23 protein-coding genes are annotated in these 23,547 nt (G+C 42.2%); 15 read left to right on the plus strand and 8 right to left on the minus strand.

From position 1 onward, the window contains the following. Positions 1 to 96: 96 nt before the first annotated feature. Positions 97 to 495 carry a hypothetical protein gene (locus J4E76_RS06765; RefSeq protein ID WP_208502372.1) on the plus strand — a complete coding sequence of 133 codons (399 nt, stop codon included), beginning with the start codon at positions 97 to 99 and terminating at the stop codon, positions 493 to 495. Between the two features lie 16 nt (positions 496 to 511). Here J4E76_RS06765 and hisB read toward each other — a convergent pair whose 3' ends face one another. The 4 genes from hisB to hisG all read right to left on the minus strand — a co-directional run bounded on the left by hisB (position 512) and on the right by hisG (position 4,956). Further along, positions 512 to 1,609, minus strand: a complete 1,098-nt coding sequence (hisB, locus tag J4E76_RS06770) for a bifunctional histidinol-phosphatase/imidazoleglycerol-phosphate dehydratase HisB (RefSeq protein ID WP_208502375.1) — start codon at positions 1,607 to 1,609, stop codon at positions 512 to 514. Positions 1,610 to 1,770: 161 nt separating this feature from the next. Beyond that, entirely contained in the window at positions 1,771 to 2,817 is a 1,047-nt protein-coding gene (gene hisC, locus J4E76_RS06775) for a histidinol-phosphate transaminase (protein ID WP_208502377.1), read from the minus strand. Continuing rightward, positions 2,810 to 4,099: a histidinol dehydrogenase gene (gene hisD, locus J4E76_RS06780; protein ID WP_208502378.1), complete on the minus strand. Its 1,290-nt coding sequence runs from the start codon at positions 4,097 to 4,099 to the stop codon at positions 2,810 to 2,812. Before hisD ends, hisC begins: the two co-directional genes overlap by 8 nt. Then, complete coding sequence (hisG, locus tag J4E76_RS06785; RefSeq protein ID WP_208502379.1) at positions 4,096 to 4,956, minus strand: ATP phosphoribosyltransferase; 861 nt, start codon at positions 4,954 to 4,956, stop codon at positions 4,096 to 4,098. Before hisG ends, hisD begins: the two co-directional genes overlap by 4 nt. A 305-nt stretch (positions 4,957 to 5,261) precedes the next feature. Here hisG and J4E76_RS06790 point away from each other — a divergent pair, with 305 nt between their 5' ends. The 8 genes from J4E76_RS06790 (at position 5,262) to J4E76_RS06825 (ending at position 11,293) form a co-directional block, all read left to right on the plus strand. Continuing rightward, the gene (locus J4E76_RS06790) at positions 5,262 to 5,867 is read left to right on the plus strand and encodes an NAD(P)H-dependent oxidoreductase (RefSeq protein ID WP_208502380.1); all 606 of its coding nucleotides are present in this window, start codon (positions 5,262 to 5,264) and stop codon (positions 5,865 to 5,867) included. A gap of 143 nt (positions 5,868 to 6,010) precedes the next feature. Beyond that, the gene (gene greB, locus J4E76_RS06795; RefSeq protein WP_255552026.1) at positions 6,011 to 6,472 is read left to right on the plus strand and encodes a transcription elongation factor GreB; all 462 of its coding nucleotides are present in this window, start codon (positions 6,011 to 6,013) and stop codon (positions 6,470 to 6,472) included. A gap of 258 nt (positions 6,473 to 6,730) precedes the next feature. Beyond that, a complete protein-coding gene (locus tag J4E76_RS06800) occupies positions 6,731 to 7,537 on the plus strand; it encodes an endonuclease/exonuclease/phosphatase family protein (RefSeq protein ID WP_208502382.1) in 807 nt (268 codons plus the stop codon). A 6-nt stretch (positions 7,538 to 7,543) separates the two neighbouring features. Further along, positions 7,544 to 8,044, plus strand: a complete 501-nt coding sequence (locus J4E76_RS06805) for a hypothetical protein (RefSeq protein WP_208502383.1) — start codon at positions 7,544 to 7,546, stop codon at positions 8,042 to 8,044. A 92-nt stretch (positions 8,045 to 8,136) separates the two neighbouring features. After that, complete coding sequence (locus J4E76_RS06810; RefSeq protein WP_208502384.1) at positions 8,137 to 9,207, plus strand: serine hydrolase; 1,071 nt, start codon at positions 8,137 to 8,139, stop codon at positions 9,205 to 9,207. Between the two features lie 47 nt (positions 9,208 to 9,254). After that, positions 9,255 to 9,755 (plus strand): nuclear transport factor 2 family protein, encoded by a 501-nt coding sequence (locus J4E76_RS06815; protein WP_208502386.1) that lies wholly within the window; start codon positions 9,255 to 9,257, stop codon positions 9,753 to 9,755. A gap of 80 nt (positions 9,756 to 9,835) precedes the next feature. Continuing rightward, positions 9,836 to 10,384, plus strand: coding sequence for a hypothetical protein (locus tag J4E76_RS06820; protein WP_208502388.1), 549 nt, complete (start codon positions 9,836 to 9,838; stop codon positions 10,382 to 10,384). Between the two features lie 171 nt (positions 10,385 to 10,555). Then, positions 10,556 to 11,293: a TIGR00266 family protein gene (locus tag J4E76_RS06825; protein WP_208502390.1), complete on the plus strand. Its 738-nt coding sequence runs from the start codon at positions 10,556 to 10,558 to the stop codon at positions 11,291 to 11,293. A gap of 4 nt (positions 11,294 to 11,297) precedes the next feature. Here the strand turns inward: J4E76_RS06825 and J4E76_RS06830 are convergent, their stop codons facing one another. Both J4E76_RS06830 and J4E76_RS06835 read right to left on the minus strand, forming a co-directional pair. Continuing rightward, the gene (locus J4E76_RS06830) at positions 11,298 to 11,864 is read right to left on the minus strand and encodes a Crp/Fnr family transcriptional regulator (RefSeq protein WP_208502392.1); all 567 of its coding nucleotides are present in this window, start codon (positions 11,862 to 11,864) and stop codon (positions 11,298 to 11,300) included. A 5-nt stretch (positions 11,865 to 11,869) separates the two neighbouring features. Beyond that, positions 11,870 to 12,400, minus strand: a complete 531-nt coding sequence (locus J4E76_RS06835) for a hypothetical protein (RefSeq protein ID WP_208502394.1) — start codon at positions 12,398 to 12,400, stop codon at positions 11,870 to 11,872. Positions 12,401 to 12,533: 133 nt separating this feature from the next. Between J4E76_RS06835 and J4E76_RS06840 the strand changes: the two genes are divergently transcribed. After that, on the plus strand, positions 12,534 to 13,247 hold the full coding sequence (locus J4E76_RS06840; protein WP_208502395.1) for an SDR family NAD(P)-dependent oxidoreductase: 714 nt from the start codon (positions 12,534 to 12,536) through the stop codon (positions 13,245 to 13,247). Between the two features lie 71 nt (positions 13,248 to 13,318). Here J4E76_RS06840 and J4E76_RS06845 read toward each other — a convergent pair whose 3' ends face one another. Further along, positions 13,319 to 14,200 (minus strand): TraB/GumN family protein, encoded by an 882-nt coding sequence (locus J4E76_RS06845; protein ID WP_208502397.1) that lies wholly within the window; start codon positions 14,198 to 14,200, stop codon positions 13,319 to 13,321. 130 nt (positions 14,201 to 14,330) lie between these two features. Further along, positions 14,331 to 15,899: a SulP family inorganic anion transporter gene (locus J4E76_RS06850; RefSeq protein WP_208502399.1), complete on the minus strand. Its 1,569-nt coding sequence runs from the start codon at positions 15,897 to 15,899 to the stop codon at positions 14,331 to 14,333. Positions 15,900 to 16,122: 223 nt separating this feature from the next. On the opposite strand from J4E76_RS06850, the gene J4E76_RS06855 reads away from it, so the two are divergent. The 5 genes from J4E76_RS06855 to J4E76_RS06875 all read left to right on the plus strand — a co-directional run bounded on the left by J4E76_RS06855 (position 16,123) and on the right by J4E76_RS06875 (position 23,501). Continuing rightward, positions 16,123 to 16,899 (plus strand): hypothetical protein, encoded by a 777-nt coding sequence (locus J4E76_RS06855; protein ID WP_208502401.1) that lies wholly within the window; start codon positions 16,123 to 16,125, stop codon positions 16,897 to 16,899. A 121-nt stretch (positions 16,900 to 17,020) separates the two neighbouring features. Continuing rightward, positions 17,021 to 17,359: a PadR family transcriptional regulator gene (locus J4E76_RS06860; protein WP_208502402.1), complete on the plus strand. Its 339-nt coding sequence runs from the start codon at positions 17,021 to 17,023 to the stop codon at positions 17,357 to 17,359. An 18-nt stretch (positions 17,360 to 17,377) separates the two neighbouring features. Beyond that, positions 17,378 to 20,050: an ABC transporter permease gene (locus J4E76_RS06865; protein ID WP_208502404.1), complete on the plus strand. Its 2,673-nt coding sequence runs from the start codon at positions 17,378 to 17,380 to the stop codon at positions 20,048 to 20,050. Next, on the plus strand, positions 20,043 to 22,637 hold the full coding sequence (locus J4E76_RS06870; RefSeq protein ID WP_208502406.1) for an ABC transporter permease: 2,595 nt from the start codon (positions 20,043 to 20,045) through the stop codon (positions 22,635 to 22,637). The genes J4E76_RS06865 and J4E76_RS06870 overlap by 8 nt, the downstream gene beginning before the upstream one ends. Before the next feature lie 81 nt (positions 22,638 to 22,718). Further along, positions 22,719 to 23,501: a DUF4440 domain-containing protein gene (locus J4E76_RS06875; RefSeq protein WP_208502407.1), complete on the plus strand. Its 783-nt coding sequence runs from the start codon at positions 22,719 to 22,721 to the stop codon at positions 23,499 to 23,501. Positions 23,502 to 23,547 lie beyond the last annotated feature (46 nt).

Consider the following 23,547-nt stretch of genomic DNA (forward strand, 5'->3'; position numbering starts at 1 on the left):
TTGGAAGATATATTCTGCCTGTAGGTATAATCTCTCAAATCACATGTTTACCTAGCTATCTCCTTGACTGTCTTCTCTTTAAACAAACCAAAGATTATGAAGAAGACGAAAAAAATATCGACACAAAAATTAAGAGTAGTATTCATTGCCATCTTATTGACAACTGTAACTCAAATTGGCGTTATGGCTCAAAATTCACAAGAGCAAGGTATTACCGTACCGAAAGACACCATGGAGCTCTATGTAGGAAGCTACGAAATGCAGAAGGACTCTTTTCTGAAGATTGAAATGCAGGAAGATGAACTTAAAGCAATCGGTCCCGACAAAACAGTCTATGAGCTAGTACCAATCACTAACAGTCGCTTCTTTTTAAAGGCTTTTGGCGTTGACATCGCTTTTGTGAAAAATGACGACAACAAAATCACCAAACTCTTAATGATCCGTGAGGATGGCCAACAACTAGAGGCTATCCGCGTGGATAAAGAGGGAAAATAATTTCGTTTGACCGCGATTACAGCAACCCTTTAGTACTCGGCAGAATATCGAGTTCATCAGGATTGCGCTTGACAGCCATTTTTATTGCCTTAGCAAAGGCTTTGAAAATGGCTTCAATTTTATGGTGCTCGTTGTCTCCTTCTACCTTTACATTCAGGTTGCACTTTGAAGTATCGGAAAAAGATTTAAAGAAGTGCATAAACATTTCCGTAGGCATATCTCCTACCTTTTCTCGTTTGAAATCAGCTTCCCAAACCAGCCAAGGCCTACCACTGAAGTCGATAGCAACCTGTGCCAGTGCTTCATCCATTGGCAATAGAAATCCATATCTATTAATTCCTTTCTTATCCCCTATAGCGTCTAGATAAGCTTCGCCTAAAGCCAGAGCAGTATCCTCTATGGTGTGGTGTTCATCAATATGTAAGTCGCCCTTCACCTTTACAGTGAGATCTGCATTTGAGTGCTTACCCAATTGGTCTAGCATATGATCAAAAAAGCCAAGTCCAGTATCATTATTACATTGCCCACAGCCATCGAGGTTCAGCTGGATCAGAATATCCGTCTCCTTGGTTACCCTATGAATTTCAGCAGTACGGTCTGGTAGTTGCAGAAAAGAGAAAATCTGATCCCAATTCGTTGTTGAGAGCGCAGCACGAACGTCAGCCGCATCTGAAATGAAAATGGCTTGAGCGCCTAGGTTTTCTGCCAATTGAATATCGGTTTTCCGATCTCCTAAGACATAAGAATTAGCCAGATCATAGTCACCTTCCATATACTTTGTCAAAAGCCCTGTCTGTGGCTTTCGAGTAGGCGCATTATCAGCTTCAAATGTTCTATCTATACAGACCTCATCAAAGACCACACCTTCGCCTTCCAGTGTTTTGAGCATCTTGTTATGTGCTGGCCAGAAGGTATCTTCTGGAAAGGAGTCTGTTCCCAAACCATCTTGATTTGTGACCATCACTAACTCAAAATCAAGCTGTTCAGCGATTTTCCTAAGGTTCGAGATTGCTCCAGGCAGGAACTCGAGTTTCTCAAGAGAGTCGATTTGAAAATCTACTGGTGGCTCCACGATTATGGTGCCATCTCTATCTATAAAAAGTACTTTTTTCATTGTCTTCATTAATTTTCGCCACCCTGCTCCGAACCTTCGGAGTGTTTCAGGGTCTAGTCATCGAGATTCTGAAACCTGCCTTTGCCGCAGGCAGGCAAGTTCAGAATGACGTATTTATTCTACACCTAAGTTGTCCCCCGCTGGCGGGGGTTAGGGGGTGGTCACTTCAGCTTCCTCAAAGCATCAATCAACACCCTATTCTCTGACTTAGTCCCTACAGTAATTCTGATGCCATCATCACAGAGCACCACACTCGACCTATCTCTTAAAATCACCTGCTGCTCAATCAGCTTCTTGTAGACCGACTTTGCATTGTTAATTCTTACTAGAAAGAAGTTCGCATCGGTCGGATACACTTCTTCAATAATATCCAAGGCCTCCAATTCGGTTTTCAGTTCAGCCCTATTTCTTAGGATATCACTCACCATTTCGTCCTTAGAGGCAGCATTTGCCAATGCCTTCAGCACTGTGTCTTGAGTGAGGCCGCTCAAATTATAAGGCGCCTTAATCTTATTCAGAATGCTCAGGATTTCTTCTGAGCAAAAAGCCATTCCTAAACGCAAAGCGGCCAATCCCCAAGCCTTACTGAAAGTTTGCAATACGATCAGGTTTGGAAATTCAACCAAACGATCGGCAAAGGAAGCTCTATTGGTAAAATCTATATAGGCTTCATCCACCACAACCAATCCGTCAAAGCCTTTGATCACCTGCTCAATCTTACCTAAATCCACATCGTTTCCAGAGGGATTATTGGGAGAGCATATAAAGACAATCTTCGTTCGATTATCTGTAGCATTCAATATACCATTAACATCTAAGTCGAAGCCTTCGGTCATCAAAACCTCTCGGATTTCCACATTATTGATGTCCGCGCTCACCTTGTACATGCCATAGGTCGGAGGATTAATGATCACATTATCGACACCCGGTTCACAGAAGGCGCGAAACAATAAGTCGATCGGTTCATCTGATCCATTCCCTAGAAAAATCTGCTCAGGATTAACACCCTTAATCTCGGCAATTCGAGCTTTCAAGTGTTTTTGATAGGGATCGGGATAGCGATTCCACTTTTCGGCAGTGATCGATCCATAAGGGTTTTCATTAGCGTCTAAAAAGACACCTTCACTTCCTTTGTAGTCATCTCGTGCCGATGAATAGGGCACTAAGCTTCTCAGGTGTGGTCTTAAAAGTTGATTAGGGTCAAACATCGCCCACCTCCTTTAGTCTTAAGGTTACAGCATTTTTATGTGCTTCCAGCTCCTCGGCAGCAGCCATGGTCTCTACCACAGGCCCCAAGACTTTTAATCCCTCGGGAGTAATTTCCTGATAGGTGATTTTCTTAACAAAGCTGTCCAAAGAAACACCGCTGTACATTTTAGCATAGCCATTGGTGGGCAGCGTGTGATTGGTACCCGAAGCATAATCTCCGGCTGACTCAGGTGTATAATTTCCTAGGAAAACAGAACCCGCATTTACTATCCTATTGGCAATATCCCAGGCCTGATTCACGGAGAGAATCAAGTGCTCAGCACCATATTCATTTAATAAGTCAATGGCATCGGTTCGCTTTGCAAGAACGATGGCCACACTATTTGATAGTGCTTTTTGTGCAAACTCAGCTCTTGGCAAGTCCTTGAGTTGTTTATCAAGTTCAGCCTTTACTTCGCCTACAATAGCCTCCGAAGAAGCGACCAACACTACTTGAGAATCCACTCCATGTTCCGCCTGCGAGAGCAAATCAGCTGCTACGAAGACAGGTACAGCAGATTCATCTGCATAGACCGCCACTTCGGACGGCCCAGCCGGCATGTCGATAGACACGCCATACTTCATAGCCAATTGCTTTGCAGCTGTCACATATTGGTTTCCCGGACCAAAGATTTTATATACTTGAGGAATGGTTTCTGTACCAAAAGTCATGGCAGCCACCGCTTGCGCACCACCTACTTTAAATATCTTGTCAATACCTACCAACTGAGCAGTATAAAGAATGGCTGGATGCACCTTCCCTTCTTTGTTCGGAGGTGTGCAAAGCACTAACTCACGGCAACCCGCAATCTTAGCCGGTACAGCCAACATTAACACGGTGGAAAACAAAGGAGCCGTTCCACCTGGGATGTACAAACCCACCTTGTCGATGCCTACTGACTTGCGATAACAGTTGACACCAGGCATGGTTTCCACTTTCACAAAATCGTCTTTCTGAGCTTCGTGAAAAGTCTCAATATTCTTTTTGGCCACTGCAATGGCTTGTTTCAAACTAAGATCTACTTGCTCAGTAGCTTCAATAACTTCCTGATCAGACACTTGAAGGTCAGTCAGGATCACGCCATCAAACTGCTGAGTGAACTCGCGTAAAGCGGCATCACCCCGAGACTGGACAGCCTCCATCACCGGCTTTACCCTCCCCTCGATGGCTTCGAAGTTCATGGTTGGCCTTTCCAAAAGATCGGCCCAAGTGGATCTTGCTGGATTGATTACCGTTTTCATAGAATCATTTTCTCAATTGGTACCACTAGAATTCCTTCGGCACCAGCGCCTCTCAATTCTTCGATAATCTCCCAGAAATCATCTTCCCTGATTACAGTGTGTACCGAACTCCACCCCTCATCTGCCAAAGGCATAACGGTAGGACTCTTCATACCCGGAAGTATCTTGGTAATTTGATCAATGGCCGAATTAGGCACATTCATCAAGATGTATTTGTTATTCTTAGCAGCTTGCACCGCCTCGATTCTGAAGATGAACTTCTCTAAAATGTCTCTCTTGGCTTGGCTCAAATTCTTATTGGCCAGCATCACTGCTTCCGACTTATAGATGACCTCTACTTCCTTAAGACCATTGCTCATCAGTGTAGAACCTGAACTCACTATGTCGCAGATTCCATAAGCCAAACCTATGCTTGGAGCGATCTCTACCGAACCACTGATCTCGTTGATTTCGGCATTGACGTTTTGTGATTTTAGGTAATCACCCAAAATTTTCGGGTAGGAAGTAGCTAAGCTTTTTCCTTCGAAATCCTGCACGCCATTATAAGGTTCGTTTTTATCGATCGCCAAAGACAATCTACATTTCGAGAAGCCAAGGTTTTTCACCGTGTCGACATCCTTATTTTTCTCTTCGGCCTCGTTGCCACCAACAATGCCTATATCGGCAATACCGTCTTGAACATAGCCTGGAATATCGTCATCTCTGAGGAAGAGAAATTCCATTGGAAAGTTGGTAGAAGCGGCCTTTAACTTGCCTGTACCGTTATTAAACTTTATACCACACTCCTTGATAAGCTTCAAAGAGTCATCGCTCAGGCGACCTTTTTTTTGTACTGCAATGCGTAATGTATTATCCATCTGGATGTAAGAACTGTAATTAATAGAAAATGATTTAAAAAAGGGCGGAATTAAGTGACCGCGTAGGCCACATAGGGGTTATACATCTCTAAACGAGATGATGGAAGCGATGTGCATGAGCTGCGCGAAGGGCGATATATGATTTCATTAACATCGGCTGCAAAGATAGAGGTCGCCTATAAATGTGCAAGCCCGTCTATCAAAAGATTCAGTCTTATAGAGTAAATTGGTGCTCACAGAAGTTTTAGTCAACTTCCGTAAACAACCGTGTTAGGCACGTTATTAAATAAAAGAAGATACTGAGAATGAAAATTCAAATTATTTATTGTCACCCAAGTCAGAAATCCTATACCTACGAAATACTTGAACAAGTAAAATCGACCCTTGTAAAGGAGGAACTAGAATTCGAAGTTTCAGATTTATATGCGATGAATTTTCAAACTGATATGAGCGAGGAAGAATATGAACGAGAAGGTTTAGTCAATTTGGATTTATCAATACCTCATGATGTAAAGGAAGAACATCAAAAGATTGAAGCAGCTGATTGTATAATCTTCATCTATCCAGTTTGGTGGAGTGACTGCCCAGCAAAGTTAAAGGGTTGGTTTGATAGAGTCTATTCCGTTGGATATGCTTATGGTTATGACGAACAGGCAGGAACAATTCAACCAATGAAAACAATACCATATGGAGTTGTCATTTGTACTGCAGGCCATCCTAATGAGTTTTTAGATGAAATTGGAATTGCAGAAAGCATGAGGAATGTAATGATAGACGATAGACTCGGAAAACGATTTACAAAGAAGGAAATGATAATTTTAGGAGGGACATTGAACAAAGAAGATGTTAGACTCAGACACATAGAAACAGTTAAAGAGGTGGGCGAAAAAATAAAAACATACTGTTCCTAGCATTGAGCATTTAAGGATATCCACTTCCTACTTTGCAACTACTATTCATCCATAGATAGGGCGAACATGCCAGTTGAGTCATTTATATTTGTACCCGTTATTTTTCTACAGACTGGCAACTAGTCAACACTATGAGAACTCCCATGATTACCCCGGAAGGGATGCAAAAAATTAAGGACGAAATCGACCACCTTTGGCGGGTAGTACGTCCTGAGACGACAAAGAAAGTTTCATGGGCCGCTAGTTTGGGAGACAGGTCGGAAAATGCCGACTACCATTACAATAAGAAACGGCTTAGGGAGATTGACGGACGCATACACTACTTGAGAAAATGCGTTGACAACTTTAAGGTGATCGACTACCACCCGCATCAGGAAGGAAAAGTAATGTTCGGTGCCTGGGTAGAAATCGAAAACGATAGGGGCTTAAAAAAACGACTTCGGATTGTGGGCTATGAGGAGCTTATCGGCATGAAGGATTATATTTCCATAGACTCTCCTATCGCTCAAGCATTACTGAAAAAACAGGAAGGTGATGAAGTACTGGTTAAGACTCCTGCGGCCAGTATCACATGGCGCATTCACAAAATAGAGTACGAGAAATAATCTTCCGCCCTTGTTGGTCAACTGGCTAATAAAATGAGAAAAATCAATTTATCATGACGCTAAACCGTCATTCTGAACCCGAAGTATGAGGGTGAAAGAACCCCCATTTAAAACCTCCCATGCTATGAACAGCCGAACTGCTACACCTAGCAGATTGCCACGTCAGAAAGTCTGTTATTACAGTCTTTCTTCCTCGCAATGACGATAGCCCTCGCCCTTGCTGGTCTTGTGACCTTGAAAAAAGCTTAACTTTCTACCATGATTCAGCACAGACGCATCGTATTCTCACTTCTATTGGCAGTCGGTCTATTAAGCCTTATCGCCTGCGATAGACAAAAAACCGCTAGCCTTAAAATCATGTCCTATAACATAAAGCATGGCGAGGGAATGGATGGAGTTTTGGACTTATCGCGTGCTGCTGCAATCATCAAAGCACAGGCACCCGACCTATGTGGGCTGCAAGAGATTGACCATTATTGCTCGCGAACTGACAGCATTGGACAAACCGAGGTGTTGGCGCAAGAAACTGACATGAACGGAACCTTTGGCAAGTTCATGGACTACCAAGGTGGTGAATATGGTATGGCAACCCTTTCTGCCAAGCCGTTAATTTCAACAGAAGTATTACGACTGCCTGATGGCATTCATGAACCTCGTTCGGCCATAGTTCACGAGGTCGAGATTGCTAAGGGTTGTAGCATTGCATTTGTCAATGTTCATTTTGATTGGATCAATAGTACCGAAGGTTCAGCTAGTCGTCTAAGTCAGGCAAAAACATTGGTCGAATTCCTTAACACCATGGATAAAGCTGTAATTATCACTGGTGACTTTAACTGTACTCCGAGCTCCCCAACCATGCAATACTTTTATTCACAAGGCTTCGAGTTTGCGCAAAAAGGAGAAGATAACTTAAGCTTTCAGGGAGGCAACAAGAGTGAAATAGACCAGGTGATTTATCGAAGTACTGGAAGCCAAGAGATTAAGGTGAAAAGCATTGTGCTATTAGAAGAACCCCTCGTTTCTGACCATCGTCCGTTAGTAGCCCAACTGGAAGTATTATATTAAGGCTGTATGAAAATAGTTGTCACTTTTCTTCTGGTCATGATTGTTCAGACTGCTGCATTCGGACAGAAACGTCAAGTTGTTGAAGACCCTGACATCGAGTTCAGCTACGAATTACCCAAAGGTTGGAAGACTTTCGATGACGAATATTACCTATACCTAATCCCACGAAGTAGGCATGGCGATGAAAACTTTTCAATTACTTACCTAGAAACAAATAGAACAGACTTGGAGGAACAGTTTAAATCTACTTTGAAGCACTTTTATCCTCTAAACGAGCCCAGTTTTAAAGTGATTGACCAGGGGGATGAAACAGTGGGAGAATCCAAGGCCAAGTGGGCAATATTTGACTCTGAGTTTGAAAATATTAAGTACAGAAGCTACCTGTTCTTTTTTATCCAGAATGGTCAAATATTCAAGCTTAGAGGTACGGCAAGACTCGATAATTTTGATAAACACAGAGCCAATTTCTTGAGGATTTCTAAATCCATTGAGTCAAAACGCAGGTAGTCATTACCGAAAAGCTCATTGAAGGCATATTACTCGCCTATACGCAACCAGAGACAGACTACGTTGTCTTTTCTATAAGCTTAAACCAACCCATGCGAATTCTAGCCGTCCTCCTATGCCTCTGCATACTTGCACCTGCATATGCACAAATGCCCCCTGTTCCAAACTTGCCTTACACCAACCTTGAAGAAGCTGGGTTCAATAGGGACTCCATGAATGTCCTCTATGATAAAATTGACAATTTCGAACATGGTGACTTTACTGGACTAGTAATAATCAAAGATCACAAACTGGTCACAGAATGGCACTTCAATACTTATTGGAGAAAGCAAATCCTAGACATCCGATCTGCCGGCAAAAGCATTACTTCACTTTTATTAGGTGTGGCCATGAAAGAAGGCTTGGTACAAAGCCTAGATCAAGACATTTATTCATTCTTTCCTCAAGAAAAGTACCCCAACATTCACGAAGACTATAAAAAGATTAAGCTTAGCCATGTACTTGATATGGCTTCTGGCTTAGATGCCGATACCGATAGATCCGAAACCCCAGGTCATGCCGTAAATTGGTCGGGAGGCGAAGAATGGACACAGTATATACTGACCATCCCATTAGCCGATAAACCAGGCGAAAAATGGGTTTATGCCGATATAAATGCCGCGCTTGTAGGAGCAATCATAGAAGAAACGTCTGGAATGAGCTTAAGGGGCTTCGCTACAGAAAAGGTATTTAAACCCCTGGGCATTAAGCAATTTTTCTGGTTTACTAATGAAGCAAACCAGACGGTAGCTGCCGGAACTCTATACTTATCCACCTTGGACTTTGCCAAATTGGGCGTACTTGTTGCCAATGAAGGAAAGTGGGCAGATAAACAAATAGTGGATGCCGAGTACATCCAAAGGCTAATCGATAGAAGAGCTTTTGACCTCACCGATTATTGGCGCTTAACGGATTCGTATGGTATGCTTTGGTACAAGAAATCTAGAACCATTAATGGTCGCACATTTGATTACTCATGGGCTTCTGGCCGAGGGGGAAACCAATTAATTGTACTGCCCAATGAAGACATGGTTATCGCTTTGACCTCCACCGCCTATGGGCCAAGGTATGGGCATTCCAGGGCCTATGAAGTACTTGGCCATGTGCTGGGCGCCATAAAGTAAGGGCTCTCATAAGACCACGTTGTTAAAACCTAGTCAAAACAAGCAAAATGATCAAAACCTCCTTTTTCAGAAAAACGCACTTTTTAGGTCTAATTCTTATTACACTATTCGCCTGCGGCAAAACCAATGAGTTTTCACTATCCGAAGAAAGAGATAAGATTTTGGCATTGCACAATCTTCAGAGGGACTACCACTTCAATAAAGATTCTATTGCCTTCGCTAACCAATTTTCGGACGACTTTGTCTCCGTTAATAAGGGCGTGATTGCTCACCCCAGTAAAGAAGAAACCATAACGCGTTACAATGGCTATTTCTCTTCCGTTGAATTTGTCAAATGGGATGACTTGAGTGAGCCCATCATTAAATTCTCAGATGATGGCAGTATGGCCTATACCATTGTTGACAAAATTGTGTCCATTACATTTCAGGATGAAAATGGCGAGACACAAAGTGGCGAAACTCATTTTGCTTGGACGGCTATTTATAAGAAGTATGGTGACAATTGGAAAATCGCTGCTGTTACTTCAACTGAGGTGCCGAGTAATTGAGGCTAAAAGCCCTTCTCAAATAGTAGAAGATTCTTTACATTCATGGCGCCTGTCTTAACTGAAACTCGCGATTCTTAAAGATGAATGACCAAAAAATCACCATCAATTATATCATTGTCGGAATACTCACAGTGGCTTTCACATGGATATTTCATGAATTCATTCATTGGATTACCGGTGAACTCTTGGGCCATCGGCAAGCTATGTACCTCAATGGCACGGCATTTCTCAAGGGACAAGATCCAACTGAGGCACACAGAGCTATCATATCCATTTCCGCTCCAATAGCAACGGTTTTACAGGGCATCATCGCTTTTATATTCTTGAAATTGCGTGGATGGAATAAACATGCCTACCTCCTACTCTTCTCGGCTTTTTACATGAGGCTTTTTGCTGGACTAATGAACCTGATCATGGCCAATGACGAAGCACGTGTTGGCCAGTATTTGGGCATTGGCACCTTTACCATATCCATTATCATCAGCATATTTCTATTCTTCTTGGTTTATAAGATATCATGGCAAAATAAGCTGAGTCGAAAATTTCAGTTCTGGACGATCGGTACAATTCTCGTGTCAAGTTGGGTATTGCTCATCGTGGATCAGATGTTTAAGGTTCGGATAATCTAGTTTTCTCATACCATTGGTACCTGCCAACAAGCTCTCTTTGTCCGTTTTTGTAAAAACATGCTAACGCAGTAACCCGCTGAGCAAAGATTCAATAAACCGACCTTCAAGGGCAAGTACGTGCTTTCATTTCAGCCTGATAATCTTGATATTCAAATCAAAAATCAGAGACAGATGAATTCCCACGAAATAGATTACACACTGCATGGCGATGACATGCAAATGGTAGAAATAGAACTTGATCCACAAGAAACCGTAATTGCCGAAGCTGGTGCCATGAATTGGATGCATCCAGAAATTCAGTTTGAAACCAAAATGGGCGATGGTTCCGAGCCTAATCAAGGCATTTTTGGCAAACTACTCAGCGCGGGAAAAAGGGCACTTACTGGCGAGTCTATTTTTATGACTCATTTCACCAATCATGGATCAGGTAAAGGTGCCGTCACCTTCTCGTCCCCTTACCCAGGTAAGATTGTACCGATCGACTTAAGTGCAGTGGGTGGTGAGATTATCTGTCAAAAAGACGCCTTCCTATGTGCCGCTTTAGGTACACGACTGAGCATTGCGTTTGCAAAGAAATTTGGTGCTGGTCTCTTCGGTGGCGAAGGTTTCATTCTACAAAAACTTGAAGGTGATGGCATGGCATTTCTTCATGCCGGTGGAACAGTCATTGAAAAGAAACTAGATAATGAAACCATCATGGTAGATACAGGATGTATTGTGGGTTTCTCTTCAGGAGTAGACTATGATATTCAAAGAGCTGGCAACCTAAAATCTATGTTCTTTGGTGGCGAAGGATTGTTCTTAGCCACACTAAGGGGAACTGGAACTGTCTACTTGCAGAGTTTACCATTCTCTAGACTTGTAGATAGAATTATAAGCCAAATCCCTAAGCCTCAGAATAACGGTTAGACGATCAAAGATGTCTTCTCAACCTACTAAGGGTACTGTCAGTAATCCCTAAGTATGAGGCAATATGCTTCAAAGGCGACAGTCGAATAACTTCTGGTCTTTCCTTCAATAATTGTTCATACCGATCGCGAGCAGCATTGGTATGAACAGATAAATGAAACTGCTGCCTCTTCACTAAATAGCTCACCATCCATTCTCGTCCCCAAGTACCAAACGGACCATTTCCCTTCATAAATTCGCTAAAGCCTTTGAACGACACTTCCCAAGCCACGCAATCTGTTAATGACTGGATCGCTTCCAAGGATCGCTTGCGCAGAAAAAAACCATTGAACTCCATGGCAATCTCTCGGGGTTCATAGAAATTAGTAGTTATGTCATCACCCGTTGGACTAATCACGAAAGAGCGCAGCAATCCCTTCTCTACTATCCAGTAGCTATCGCTATTCTCCCCAAGTTTCAACAGGTCCGTGCCCTTCTTAATATCACGTCTGTAGTGCAAATCGATTAGCTCCTGTTTTTCGGCAGCACCTAACCCAACATGCGTATATATGGACTCAATAAATGCACTCATCTAACTTAATCCTTTAGAATATCCCTTACAATTTTAAGGTGGTGTTTGGTATGTACTTCCAAAAATCTCTTTGTTCTTCTTCTATTGAGGTTCTTAAAGGCGAAGTGATAAAAAAAGCTCTTTTTAGGGAGGTCTTCCATCTTCTGAACCTTCGTCCTTGCCTCCTCTAGTTGAGCGTAGAGATCCTCAGTCTTGATATCATCTGGTGGTAAAACCACCTTTGGAGATTTAGCAATACCTCTAGGGAAATCCCCCCAAAGAAAAACAAAAGGTCTGGCTAAGCTTAGTTGATATCTATATTCCGCAGGGTCGGACATCGCCAATGAGTCATAGATTTTGTTCACCACCTTAAGCATATGATCTATATGCCAGGCTACATTTGAAGATGACACATCTACATTTAGACTATCCCTTTTAGGGATTAATGATTCAATGGTATTAAAGTGTTCTTGCATTTTAGTGGTATTGGCTCTTTCCTGTCCTCGAGTCAACAACGGTGCGATCAAAAGCACAGAGATAACTAAATTTCTTTTCATAATGTTGAGTTTTCGAATGTTGCGAACGCAATTTAGAATGGTCAAAAACCAAACTTCTTGACCTAAGGCAAGAAATGCGCTTACAGAATTATGAGCTTAATAACCACATCCTATCTTCTGCGTATTTAGGGAAGTGAAAAAGGCTATCGTCATTGGAGCAAGTTCAGGAATAGGCCGCGCATTGGCTATACAGCTTGCTAAAGCCGACTATTGTGTGGGTATCACTGGCAGACGCAGTGCCGAACTTCAAGCGATCAAAGCACAGCAGCCTGATGCCTTTGTGGTCAGTGCTTTCGATAATACCCTACCCGGGTTGGTTGAAAACCTTAATAGCCTTGTTACTACATTAGGCGGCTTAGACTTACTGATCATCTCCTCTGGTACAGGTGAGTTGAATCCTGACCTCGACTATGGTCTTGAAAAGCCCACCATCGATTTAAATGTAGATGCATTTACCGAGATAGCGAATTGGGGCTATGCCTACTTCAAGCAACAACAGTCTGGACACATGGTGGGCATCACTTCTCTGGCTGGATTAAGAGGCGGAAGACTTGCACCTGCCTATAATGCGTCTAAGGCTTACCAAATCAATTACCTAGAAGGGCTCAGACAGAAAGCGACATCAGAGAAATTAAACCTTGTTATTACCGATATCAGACCGGGTTTTGTGGATACAGCAATGGCCAAGGGTGAAGGCATATTCTGGCTCGCTCATCCGGAAAAGGCAGCCAAGCAGATCTATGGATTGATCAGGCGTAAACGAAGTAAAGGCTATGTAACCAAGCGATGGAGACTCTTTGCCGGATTAGTAAAACTGATGCCGGGTGGGCTCTACAAACGTTTTTAGAGTTCGACATTAAAATAAAAAGGCCACTTCACTGATTGTGAAGTGGCCTCTTCATGAATATAAATTGACAACTAGTTCGTCATAGGCTTTACAGTATAGCCTGCTTCTCTAAGAAGTTTGATTACTCCGCTTCCACCTGCAAGATGCATTGCACCAACAGCGATAAATGTAGACTTATCTTTGGCCAACTCTGCAATCTTCGGAATCCAGGCATTGTTCCTATCATCCAATAATTCCTTTTCATATTTAGCATACTCAGGAGACTCTCCCATACTTGCGTACAATGCTTTTAAATCTTGCGCCTTATAGCTAGCAACCATTTGATTCCATTCTGTCTTACTATCTCCTGAGTCACCCAGCATATCAGACAACCAACCTATTTGTTCTTCTACCGGAATGTTATCAAATAAAGCGACCTGCGAAGCAGCAGATTCCAGGCCTAGTACTTCTTTGTTTTGACCTTTGGCCATTGTGATAAAACTCAATTCATAAGATTCTGGTGTTCCACAGGCCATCATCTCTCCATAGAGTGCCGACATAATCCCAAAGGGCTTCATAATTCTCATTGTAGCCATTCCTTGTCCATAGTTAGCCTTCATAACTTCATCTAATCGATTATAGTCTTTTTCGGATAAGGTCCCCTTATAATCAAACCCAGCCATATCCACCATACCGGCCTGAAAAGCTTGCATTTCTGAAGGGTTATCTAAATCCACTTCTAAGGCAATTTGCTCTGCTTTAGCAAACGCGTCTTTTACTCCATCACTAATCACAAAATCCTCCTTACACATTAGGTGAATTGTTCCAAAGAGGTAAGAAGTCTTTTGAAGACCATTACCGGATATCTCCCATAAAAGTGTTTTGGTTTCCTGAGCGGCACCATTTAATATAAAGGCCACTAGGACTACCATTGTCCAAAAAGCCTTGATTGCAACTGCTGATATTCTTTTCATACCTGAATATGAATAGGGAAGTTCAGCCTACAGCGAAAGCATCCATCAGTGGTTTATCTGATGGTTGAAAGTAGCACAGGCATGACAGCCATATGCCGAAAGGAAGAAAGGAATGGTAAGAAGCTAAGGCTTAAATAGTGCCTCTATCTGTTTTCATCTTCCGTTCGTAGTCATTGATCGCTACAAAGTAATCTGGATCTTCAACCACATTCACCTCACAGATTTCGCTGGCACGTTTCACCATTCTGATACAGTCTTTACTAAGATGCCTCAGGTGTATGGTCTTACCTTCAGATGTATACTTCTCCGCTATCTTATTAATCGCCTCGATAGCAGACTGATCCATTACTTTAGATTCTTGGAAGTCAATAATCACAGAGTCGGGGTCATTCTTGGCATCAAACTTTGAAAGGAAGGTGGTGACAGACGCAAAAAACAATGGTCCGAAGATCTCGTAATGCTTCACCCCATGTTCATCAATGTATTTCCTCGCACGAATTCTTAAGGCATTCTCCCAGGCAAATGCCAAGGCAGAAATGATAACCCCTACTAATACTGCAACGGCAAGATCTTCAATAACTGTAATCACCGAGACGATCACGATAACTGAAACATCTAGTTTAGGTACCTTATTCCAAACCCTCAAACTTGACCATTCAAAAGTAGCAATGGCCACCATAAACATGACGCCTACCAACACAGCGATCGGCACAACGGCAATGATTTCACCTAAAACAAGCATAAAGGATAACAAGAAGATTGCTGCTAAAAAGGCTGAAAGTCTCGCTCTGGCTCCAGAATTAATATTGATCATTGTTTGACCAATCATTGCGCAGCCGCCCATTCCACTAAAGAATCCTGTAACCACATTGGCAATACCTTGTGCCATTGATTCTCTGTTACCACTACCTCGCGTATCGGTCATCTCATCGACTAAAGTCAGTGTCAACAAACTCTCAATCAGGCCCACACCCGCTACTTTAAGAGCAAATGGAAGTATGATTAAGAAGCTTTCCATAGTAAATGGAATAGCATCAAACATCATAAAGAACGGTGAGAACAAGCCGTCAGACATAGCGCTCATATCAGCTTTATCTCCTATAGTAATGGTATTTGGAAAGAAGAATATGGCGACTACCGATGCCACTACAATGGCAACGAGTGCCGAAGGAATTGCTTTCGTAAACTTCGGTAACACAAACATTACCAACATGGTAATTGCGATAAGCGCACCGAAGGCGATCAAACCTGCATTGTCTAGTGCTCCACCTGTTTTACTTGTGAATTGGCTGAATTGCGCCATAAAAATCACAATGGCTAAGCCATTCACAAAGCCCAACATAACTGAGTGCGGCACCATACGAATGAACTTACCTAGCTTTAGAGCACCAACAGCCATCTGAAGCAAGCCCGCTAAAATGATAGTCGGAAACAGGTATTCAACACCACTATGCATCACCAATGGAGCAATTACCACAGCAACGGCTCCAGTAGCACCGGTGATCATACCCGGTCTACCACCCAATAGCGAGGTAATCAACCCCATCATAAAGGCAGAAAATAGACCGATTTTAGCATCTACTCCAGCAATAATGGCAAAGGCGATGGCCTCTGGCACCAAAGCAATGGCCACCGTAAGTCCTGAAAGGATTTCGTCTTTGATGCTTCCCTGCTTTCGATTGATAAAGGTATAAGTCACGCTTGTAGGTTTTACTCCTGAAAAATGAAGCCGCAAAGGTAGCTTTTCCAATTGAAAGCGCCTGTATAACCTCCAAAATTAGTGGAGCCATCGTTTGCATCACTTTGATAATCAGCGACTATCGTTATTGAACCCGTACTTCCGGCTGTAGCGCTCCCGACAAAACTTGAGAACAATTTTTATTCGATAGAACTCTAACCTCGTGATCAAGGTTAGTCATCTAATGACACAGCAGAAAAGGTTCTTTCTGAATTCAGTTTTTTCAATAGCCCTAGTACTATTTACACTGGGCTGTTCTAATGATAATAGACCCGAAACAGGTAACCTACAGGCTTACCTTGAGACCAGTTCCACGATGATCAACGAGTTGATTGCCTGTGCAGCAGGAGGTTCATCCAATGTGCTAGCCTCTCCGAGCCATCCAGTGTCTATCTTCTTTTTACCTGAAGGTCATGCTACCAACTTTCGATACTTTGAAACGGAGAATATAGCCGTGGCTAATGATGACTTTTCGGCATATAGCCAAGTTGATTTAAATGATGTCCCAGTATTTGGTGGCTTCCTCAGATACTTTGAAAGAGAAGCCATACAAACTGAAAAATGGGGTATCGTCACTTATGAGAATAATGGTGCGATTCACTATTCCAATCCTATTCGAATCAAGTTTTCAGAAAAACCAACAGAGGCGAACAACTCTCTTCTTAGCTTGGATCAGACAGAACCATTGTCACCCAGGTTTACTTGGAAAGACGGACTCATTCCTGAAAATGCCATCTACTTTCATGTCATCACCGGACCTGATGGAAACCTCCTCTCGGGCACCTATACCTTCGCTAAAACCTGGCAGTTTTACGATCTTTCTAATGTGGTTCTAAACATCCGAGATATAACCCCTCCTCCTGCCCTTAGCTCCAATAATAACTACCAATATACCATGCTAGCTGTCAGTCTCGACAACTGGGTCAATTTGATCATCCAGCGTGACTTCAATACTTTTTAGAAATTAAACTTGTTGATAATCAGATACTTAAAAATATATTTACTACAATTAAGGTAAATATGCAACCAATTTCATCCAGTGGAGTCTATATTATTACTACTTTTAAGGTAAATATAAAATCATGGGTAAAAATCACTTAGGAGAATTCGAGGAAATCGTCATGCTCACCGTGGCCATCCTGCATGGTGAGGCGTATGGAGTCGCCATTATTGAAGAGATGGAGACTAGACTTAAACGCTCTGTAAGTATTGGTTCACTTCAGGTGGTTCTTAAGAGACTCGAGGACAAGGGCTTTTTAAAATCAGAGCTCGGAGAAGCGACCTCTGTGAGAGGCGGAAAGCGAAAGCGTTTTTTCACAGTAACCAATGTAGGTAAAGACATGCTTCGCACTTCAAAAGAACAGAGAATGCAACTGTGGAATGCTGTTCCAGATGTGGCACTTGAATTCGTAGGGCTTTAAAATTAGCCAAAGAAGAAAATGACTCAGTCTACTCCTTCACCCCCAAAATTGCTACTCCAGTTTTTTCGGTTCTATTGCAATCCACAGTTGCTGGAAGCGATAGAGGGTGATCTAGTAGAACGATTCGAGATAAGAGCTTTGAAAAAAGGTCAAAAGAAAGCAAAGCAATTATTCATTAAAGATGTAGTCCAGCTCTTTAGGCCTGGCATCATCAGACCCATAACAGGGGCTCAAAAACTAAACAAATTCGGTATGCTTAAAAACAACATGGTCATTGCCAAAAGGCAATTATTGAGACACAAGATGTACTCAACTATTAAAATCGGTGGGTTCGCCATTGGTATTGCAGTTTGTCTGCTTATTACCCTCTTCATCAAAAATGAACTTAACTATGACAAGCACATTCCCGGCCACGAAAACCTATATCGTGTAGTAAATAACTTTAATCAAGATGGTAATATAATTAAGTGGACATGGTTCGCTCCTCCATTTGCACAAGCCATTCAGGATGATTTTCCTGAAGTCACCCTGGCAGGAAGAACCAACGAGGGTAACAACTTTGGTGCTGGTAAAAACAATATCAGGATTGAAGGTGATATGCAGAATCACTATGAAGGTGATTTCATCTATGCAGATCAGCAGATTTTAGACCTCTTCCAGTTCGAAACGGTATACGGCAACATTAAGGAAGCCCTTGCGCAACCCAATACTTTGGTAATGACACGCAAAAAGGCCGATAAACTCTTTCCAGGAGAAAACCCGGTGGGTCGAACAGTTTATATCAACGACAACACCGATCGACCTTATAAAATTGGTGGTGTTTTAGAAGATCTACCATCCACAGGGTTCTTTCAGTTCGATTTCCTATGGACGCTAACCGCCAGAGAATTTTGGAATGGTGAGCAGGCCTCATGGGAATCTCAAAACTATCAGGTTTTTGTTCGAGTAAATCCAGGAACAGATTTGGACGAACTTAACCCAAGACTATCTGAAATAGGCACAAAGTATATTCTCCCGGTAGAAAAGCGTAATGGTAACCCGAATGCTGAAGAAGAGATGAAAAACATGAGCTTCAGCCTTCAGCCAGTTACCGATATCCATCTAAAGAGTCAGGACATTAGTGATCCATATCAAAAAGGGGATATCAAGTACATTTGGATATTCGGCATTATAGCGGCATTTATCCTTGGCTTAGCCTGCATTAACTTCATCAATCTTTCTACCGCCAAATCTGCAAATAGAGCAAAAGAGGTGGGTTTAAGAAAGACCATTGGCTCATACAGGTCTCATTTGATTACACAGTTTCTAACTGAATCAATTTTATACAGTCTACTATCATTTGCAATTGCCATTGGTATAGCCAGTCTTGTGATGCCTTATTTCAATGAATTGGCGGGCAAAGATCTCACTCTTCCATGGGCTGAGTTATGGTTTATACCGACCTTGGTAGTATCGGCTGTCATGATAGGCGTGGTTGCGGGTCTATACCCTGCTTTCTACTTATCGTCATTCAAGCCTGCGGCCGTTCTAAAGGGTAAGTTGAGCATGGGTAGCAAAAGTTCTAAGCTTAGAAACGCTCTGGTAGTATTTCAATTTACCGCCTCTATCGTATTGATCATCGGCACCTTCGTGGTTTACCAGCAGATGGAGTATATCTTAAATACAAAAACCGGCTTCAATAAGGAGCAAGTGATTCAATTAAGAAACACTGAGGTAGTTAGAAATCAGCCGGACAACTTCAAGAATGAGCTGTTAAAAACTCCAGAAATATTGAGCATCAGCATCAGTGATTACTTGCCTATTTCGGGAACAGCCAGAAATGGAAATACCTGGTGGAAGGACGGTCGTACCAAGATTGATGCAGGGAAGCCTGGCCAGAACTGGGAAATCGACTACGACTACATCAAAACCCTTGGCATTAGCTTAGTTCAGGGAAGGAACTTTGACCGTGAAATGCGTACAGACTCAGCTGCCATTATCATTAATCAAAAAATGGCCAATGAATTAGGCATTCAAGATAATCCTATAGGGGCAAAACTCACCAATAGGACCAGTAACAGGTTCATTTGGACAGTGATTGGTGTGGTAGAAGACTTCAATTACGATCTGCTCACGGCTCCCGTAAGACCACTAGCCATGAGGCTTGGAGATGCACCTTCCACTACTTCTATTCTTGTTAATAGCCAAAATATGGCTGCTACACTTGGCGCAATACAAAAGGTCTGGGAAGAAATCGCTCCTAACCAACCTTTTATCTATGAGTTCATGGACCAGAGCTTTGCAAAGATGTATGTGGGTGTGGAACGGATCAGAAACATCCTTACATCCTTTGCCGTGCTGGCGATTATTATAGCCTGCTTAGGACTCTTTGGACTATCTGTTTTTATGGTAGAACAGCGAAGCAAGGAAATCAGTGTGAGATTGGTATTGGGCGCAAAGGTTACACAAGTGGTAAGTATGCTCAGCTTCAATTTCATGAAGCCAATATTCCTTGCCCTCATCCTTGCGACACCTATTGCTTGGTACATGATGAACGAATGGCTAAACGACTTTGAGTATAAAATCAGCATGAGTATTGAGCTCTTTGTTTTTGCCGGAGTATCAGCCTTACTCATTGCCTTACTAACTATAAGCTTCCAATCTCTTAAAGCAGCTTTCAGTAGTCCTGCGCAGGGCTTACGCAATGAATAACCCCAAGAAGAATCACAAGTACCCGTCACGTTTAGTGATGGCCTTCTTCAGGTGGTTCTGTAGCCAGGATTTAGCAGAAACCATCGAAGGAGATTTGTTAGAGCGCTTTGATCAGCGGGTGGAAGAACTAGGTTATCCAAAGGCTAACAAGTTGTTCATCCGCGATGTCATCCTGCTCTTCAGACCAGGAATTATTAGGTCATTTTCAATCAGTCAAAAAATCAATTTCACGACAATGTTCAAGCACAACTTTATTCTCACCTTCAGAAATATCAGGAGGTATCCGAGTACCTTTCTCATCAACCTAATCGGTCTATCCACCGGCATAGCAAGTCTGTTACTCATATACCTTTGGGTTTCTGATGAGGTCAGTACCGACAAGTTTCACCCGGATGACGACAGGTTTTATCAGGTATATACAAACTTCAAAACTCCTAATGGCCTTCAATCCTGGAAAGGAGTTCCTGGTCTACTTCTAGAAGAAATTCAGGATCAGATACCAGAAGTAAATACCACAGTAGCCACTACAGACACGCATGAATATACCGTCTCTGCTGGTGAGACAGCACTAAAGGTTCAAGGGAAATTCGCCAGTCAAGACTTCCTTAAAGTTTTTAATTACCCACTTACGATTGGCAATGTCTCCACTGTCCTTTCAGATAAGTCTGGAGTGGTAATCACTGAAGGCCTAGCACTAAACCTATTTGGAAAAACTGATGTAATTGGCGAAACCATAAAGCCAGAGTTTGGAAATAAGACTCGAGAATTTACCATAACCGGAATACTAAAAGACTTGCCAAAGAACTCTTCAGATCAGTTTGAAATGGTTCTTACCTGGGATTTCTACCACAATGATCTTATTGACTTTAAGAATTGGGGCAATTTCTATGGCCGCGTTGTTGTTTCCCTAAATGAAGGAGCATCATTCGATTTGGTTGCTAAAAAAGCCGATGAAATTATTGATGAAAAGCAAGGTGGAGATCGAGTTGATCTAATGCTCGTCCCCTATTCCGATCAATACCTCCACGGCAATTTCGAAAATGGAGTGAGTATCGGAGGAAGAATAGAGTATGTTGAATTGTTTGCAATAGTCGGCACTTTTATTCTGTTAATCGCAAGTATCAATTTCATAAACCTTTCCACAGCAAAGGCATCACATAAGGTAAAAGAGACAGGCATAAAAAAATCACTAGGAGCTACCAGAGGTTCATTAATCAATCAATTCTTAACTGAATCTGTCGTCTTAAGCACCATCTCCTTAACTGTAGGCCTGATAATGGTTTATCTGTTTCTCCCACAGTTCAATTCCATCACAGGCAAACAACTTGTGTTTCTGTTCAATCAAGATTTGGCAATTGCTTCTGTCATAATCATTTGTGCCATAGGTCTTTTAGCAGGAGCTTATCCAGCATTATACTTATCGAGATTTGATGTTATAAAAGTATTGAAAGGCAAATTCCTAAATTCTGGTGGTGCCATTGGCCGGAAGTCACTTGTAGTGCTACAATTTGCCCTTTCAACAGTACTCATTGTTTCGGTAATGATTCTTGGTAAACAAATGGAGTATGTCAAAAACTCAAATTTAGGCTACGATCGAGACAACTTAGTATACTTCGAGAGAGAAGGTACTCTTTTAACAAACGGAGGTTCATTCCTTGAAGCGCTAAAAAACATCCCAGGCGTTAGTAACGCTGCATTTTCTGGCTTTATGATTGGCGGTGGCAATGCTACTGGTGGCGTAGACTGGGAAGGAAAAGAGGAAGAGTCAAGAGTTCAGTTTTGGGAAATGAAATCTGGCGAAGGCATGTTAGACCTGATGGGAATGGAAATGGTAGCTGGTCGCGACTTCTCTTCGGACTTTGCCACAGACTCGACTGCCATCATTTTTAACGAAGCCGCGATTAAAGCAATGGGCATTGAAGACCCTATAGGGAAAACAATCACTCACTACACAGGCACTAAGCGGATTATAGGAATAGTCAAAGATTTCAATTTCACTTCCCTCCACAGTCAAGTCGAGCCTACACTTTTTAGGTTTGAACCCGAAGACACCAATTTCCTGATGGCAAGACTTGAAAAAGGAAATGAGGGAACTTCATTAAGCAGAATTGCCGATCTCTATGAATCATTCAATCCAGGCTTTCCCTTTAAACCTGTTTTCATAGACCAAGATTATCAGGCACTCTATGCAGCTGAAGACCGCGTAAACTCTCTCTCTAAGTACTTTGCGGTATTAGCCATCATCATCTCATGCCTTGGTCTCTTTGGCCTAACAGCCTTTATGACAGAACGAAGAATCAAAGAAATTGGGATACGCAAAGTCCTTGGTTCAAGTGTCTGGAACATAGTTTATCTACTCACTAGTGACTTTTCGAAAATGGTATTGATTTCCATCTTAATTGGCCTTCCAGTGAGCTATTACATAGGATCAAATTGGTTGGAAAACTTTGCCTATAGCATAGAACTACAATGGTGGTTCTTTGCCCTAGCAGGACTATCTACACTAATAGTTGCCTGGATCACGGTAGCTACTCAAACTTTAAAATCTGCCCGAATGAACCCCACCAAAAGCTTAAGAGCAGAATAAGTAAAACTTCTGCAACCTTTATTCAGCGACCGCTCTCTTATGCTAGCAAGAGGGCGGTCGCCTTTTTTTAATCCCTGAAAAATGTTCAAAAACTCAAACACACTTAAGCACACAACCTTATCACTTATTGTACTCCTACTGTTGGCATCAACCGGAGTAAAAGCACAAAGTATTTATGAGCAACCAGAGCAACTTAAAGAAGCTATTCTAGAAAAGGACAGCCAATTCTGGCAAGCCTATAACCAATGTAATGTCGATAAAATGGTCTCCTTCCTAACGGATGACCTAGAATTCTACCACGATAAGAATGGCCTCACAAAAGGCCTCGCAGATTTCAAAAAAGCACTAACTGAAGGACTCTGCGCTAATGGGTCACAACTCAACAGGCAAGTCAAAGAAGGTTCAGTAGAAGTATTTCCTTTAAAAGGCATTGGGGCTATAATAAGCGGAGAACACTACTTTTTTATTGGCGATAGACCTGACGGACTGGCCAAATTCACCCATGTCTGGAATTTACAAGATGGTATCTGGAAAATGTCTCGGGTCTTAAGCTATGACCATCAACCTGTGCCTTATGAAAACAAGCACACTGCAATTACACTAGATGACAAGGTGCTGGCAAAATACACTGGCAACTATACTGCTCCTCAGACAGGCAAGGTACTTTTCACTAAGCACGATGGTCAGTTGCAAATGACAGCTGGTCCGATGGAGTTAATTCTGAAACCCGAAAAAGAGAACCTCTTCTTTCATGAACAAAGCAGTCTTACTTTCGAGTTTGTCAGCAATGATAAGTCAGAGATTATTAAAGTGATCATTCGCGAAAATGGTCAAGTGGTGGAAGAAGCAAAACGAGAGAAGTAAGGCTATTTTCGATATCTTTATTCATTCTCAAGTCTAAAGCTATCGC

Source organism: Roseivirga sp. E12, assembly GCF_017592825.1.
Classification (GTDB): domain Bacteria; phylum Bacteroidota; class Bacteroidia; order Cytophagales; family Cyclobacteriaceae; genus Roseivirga.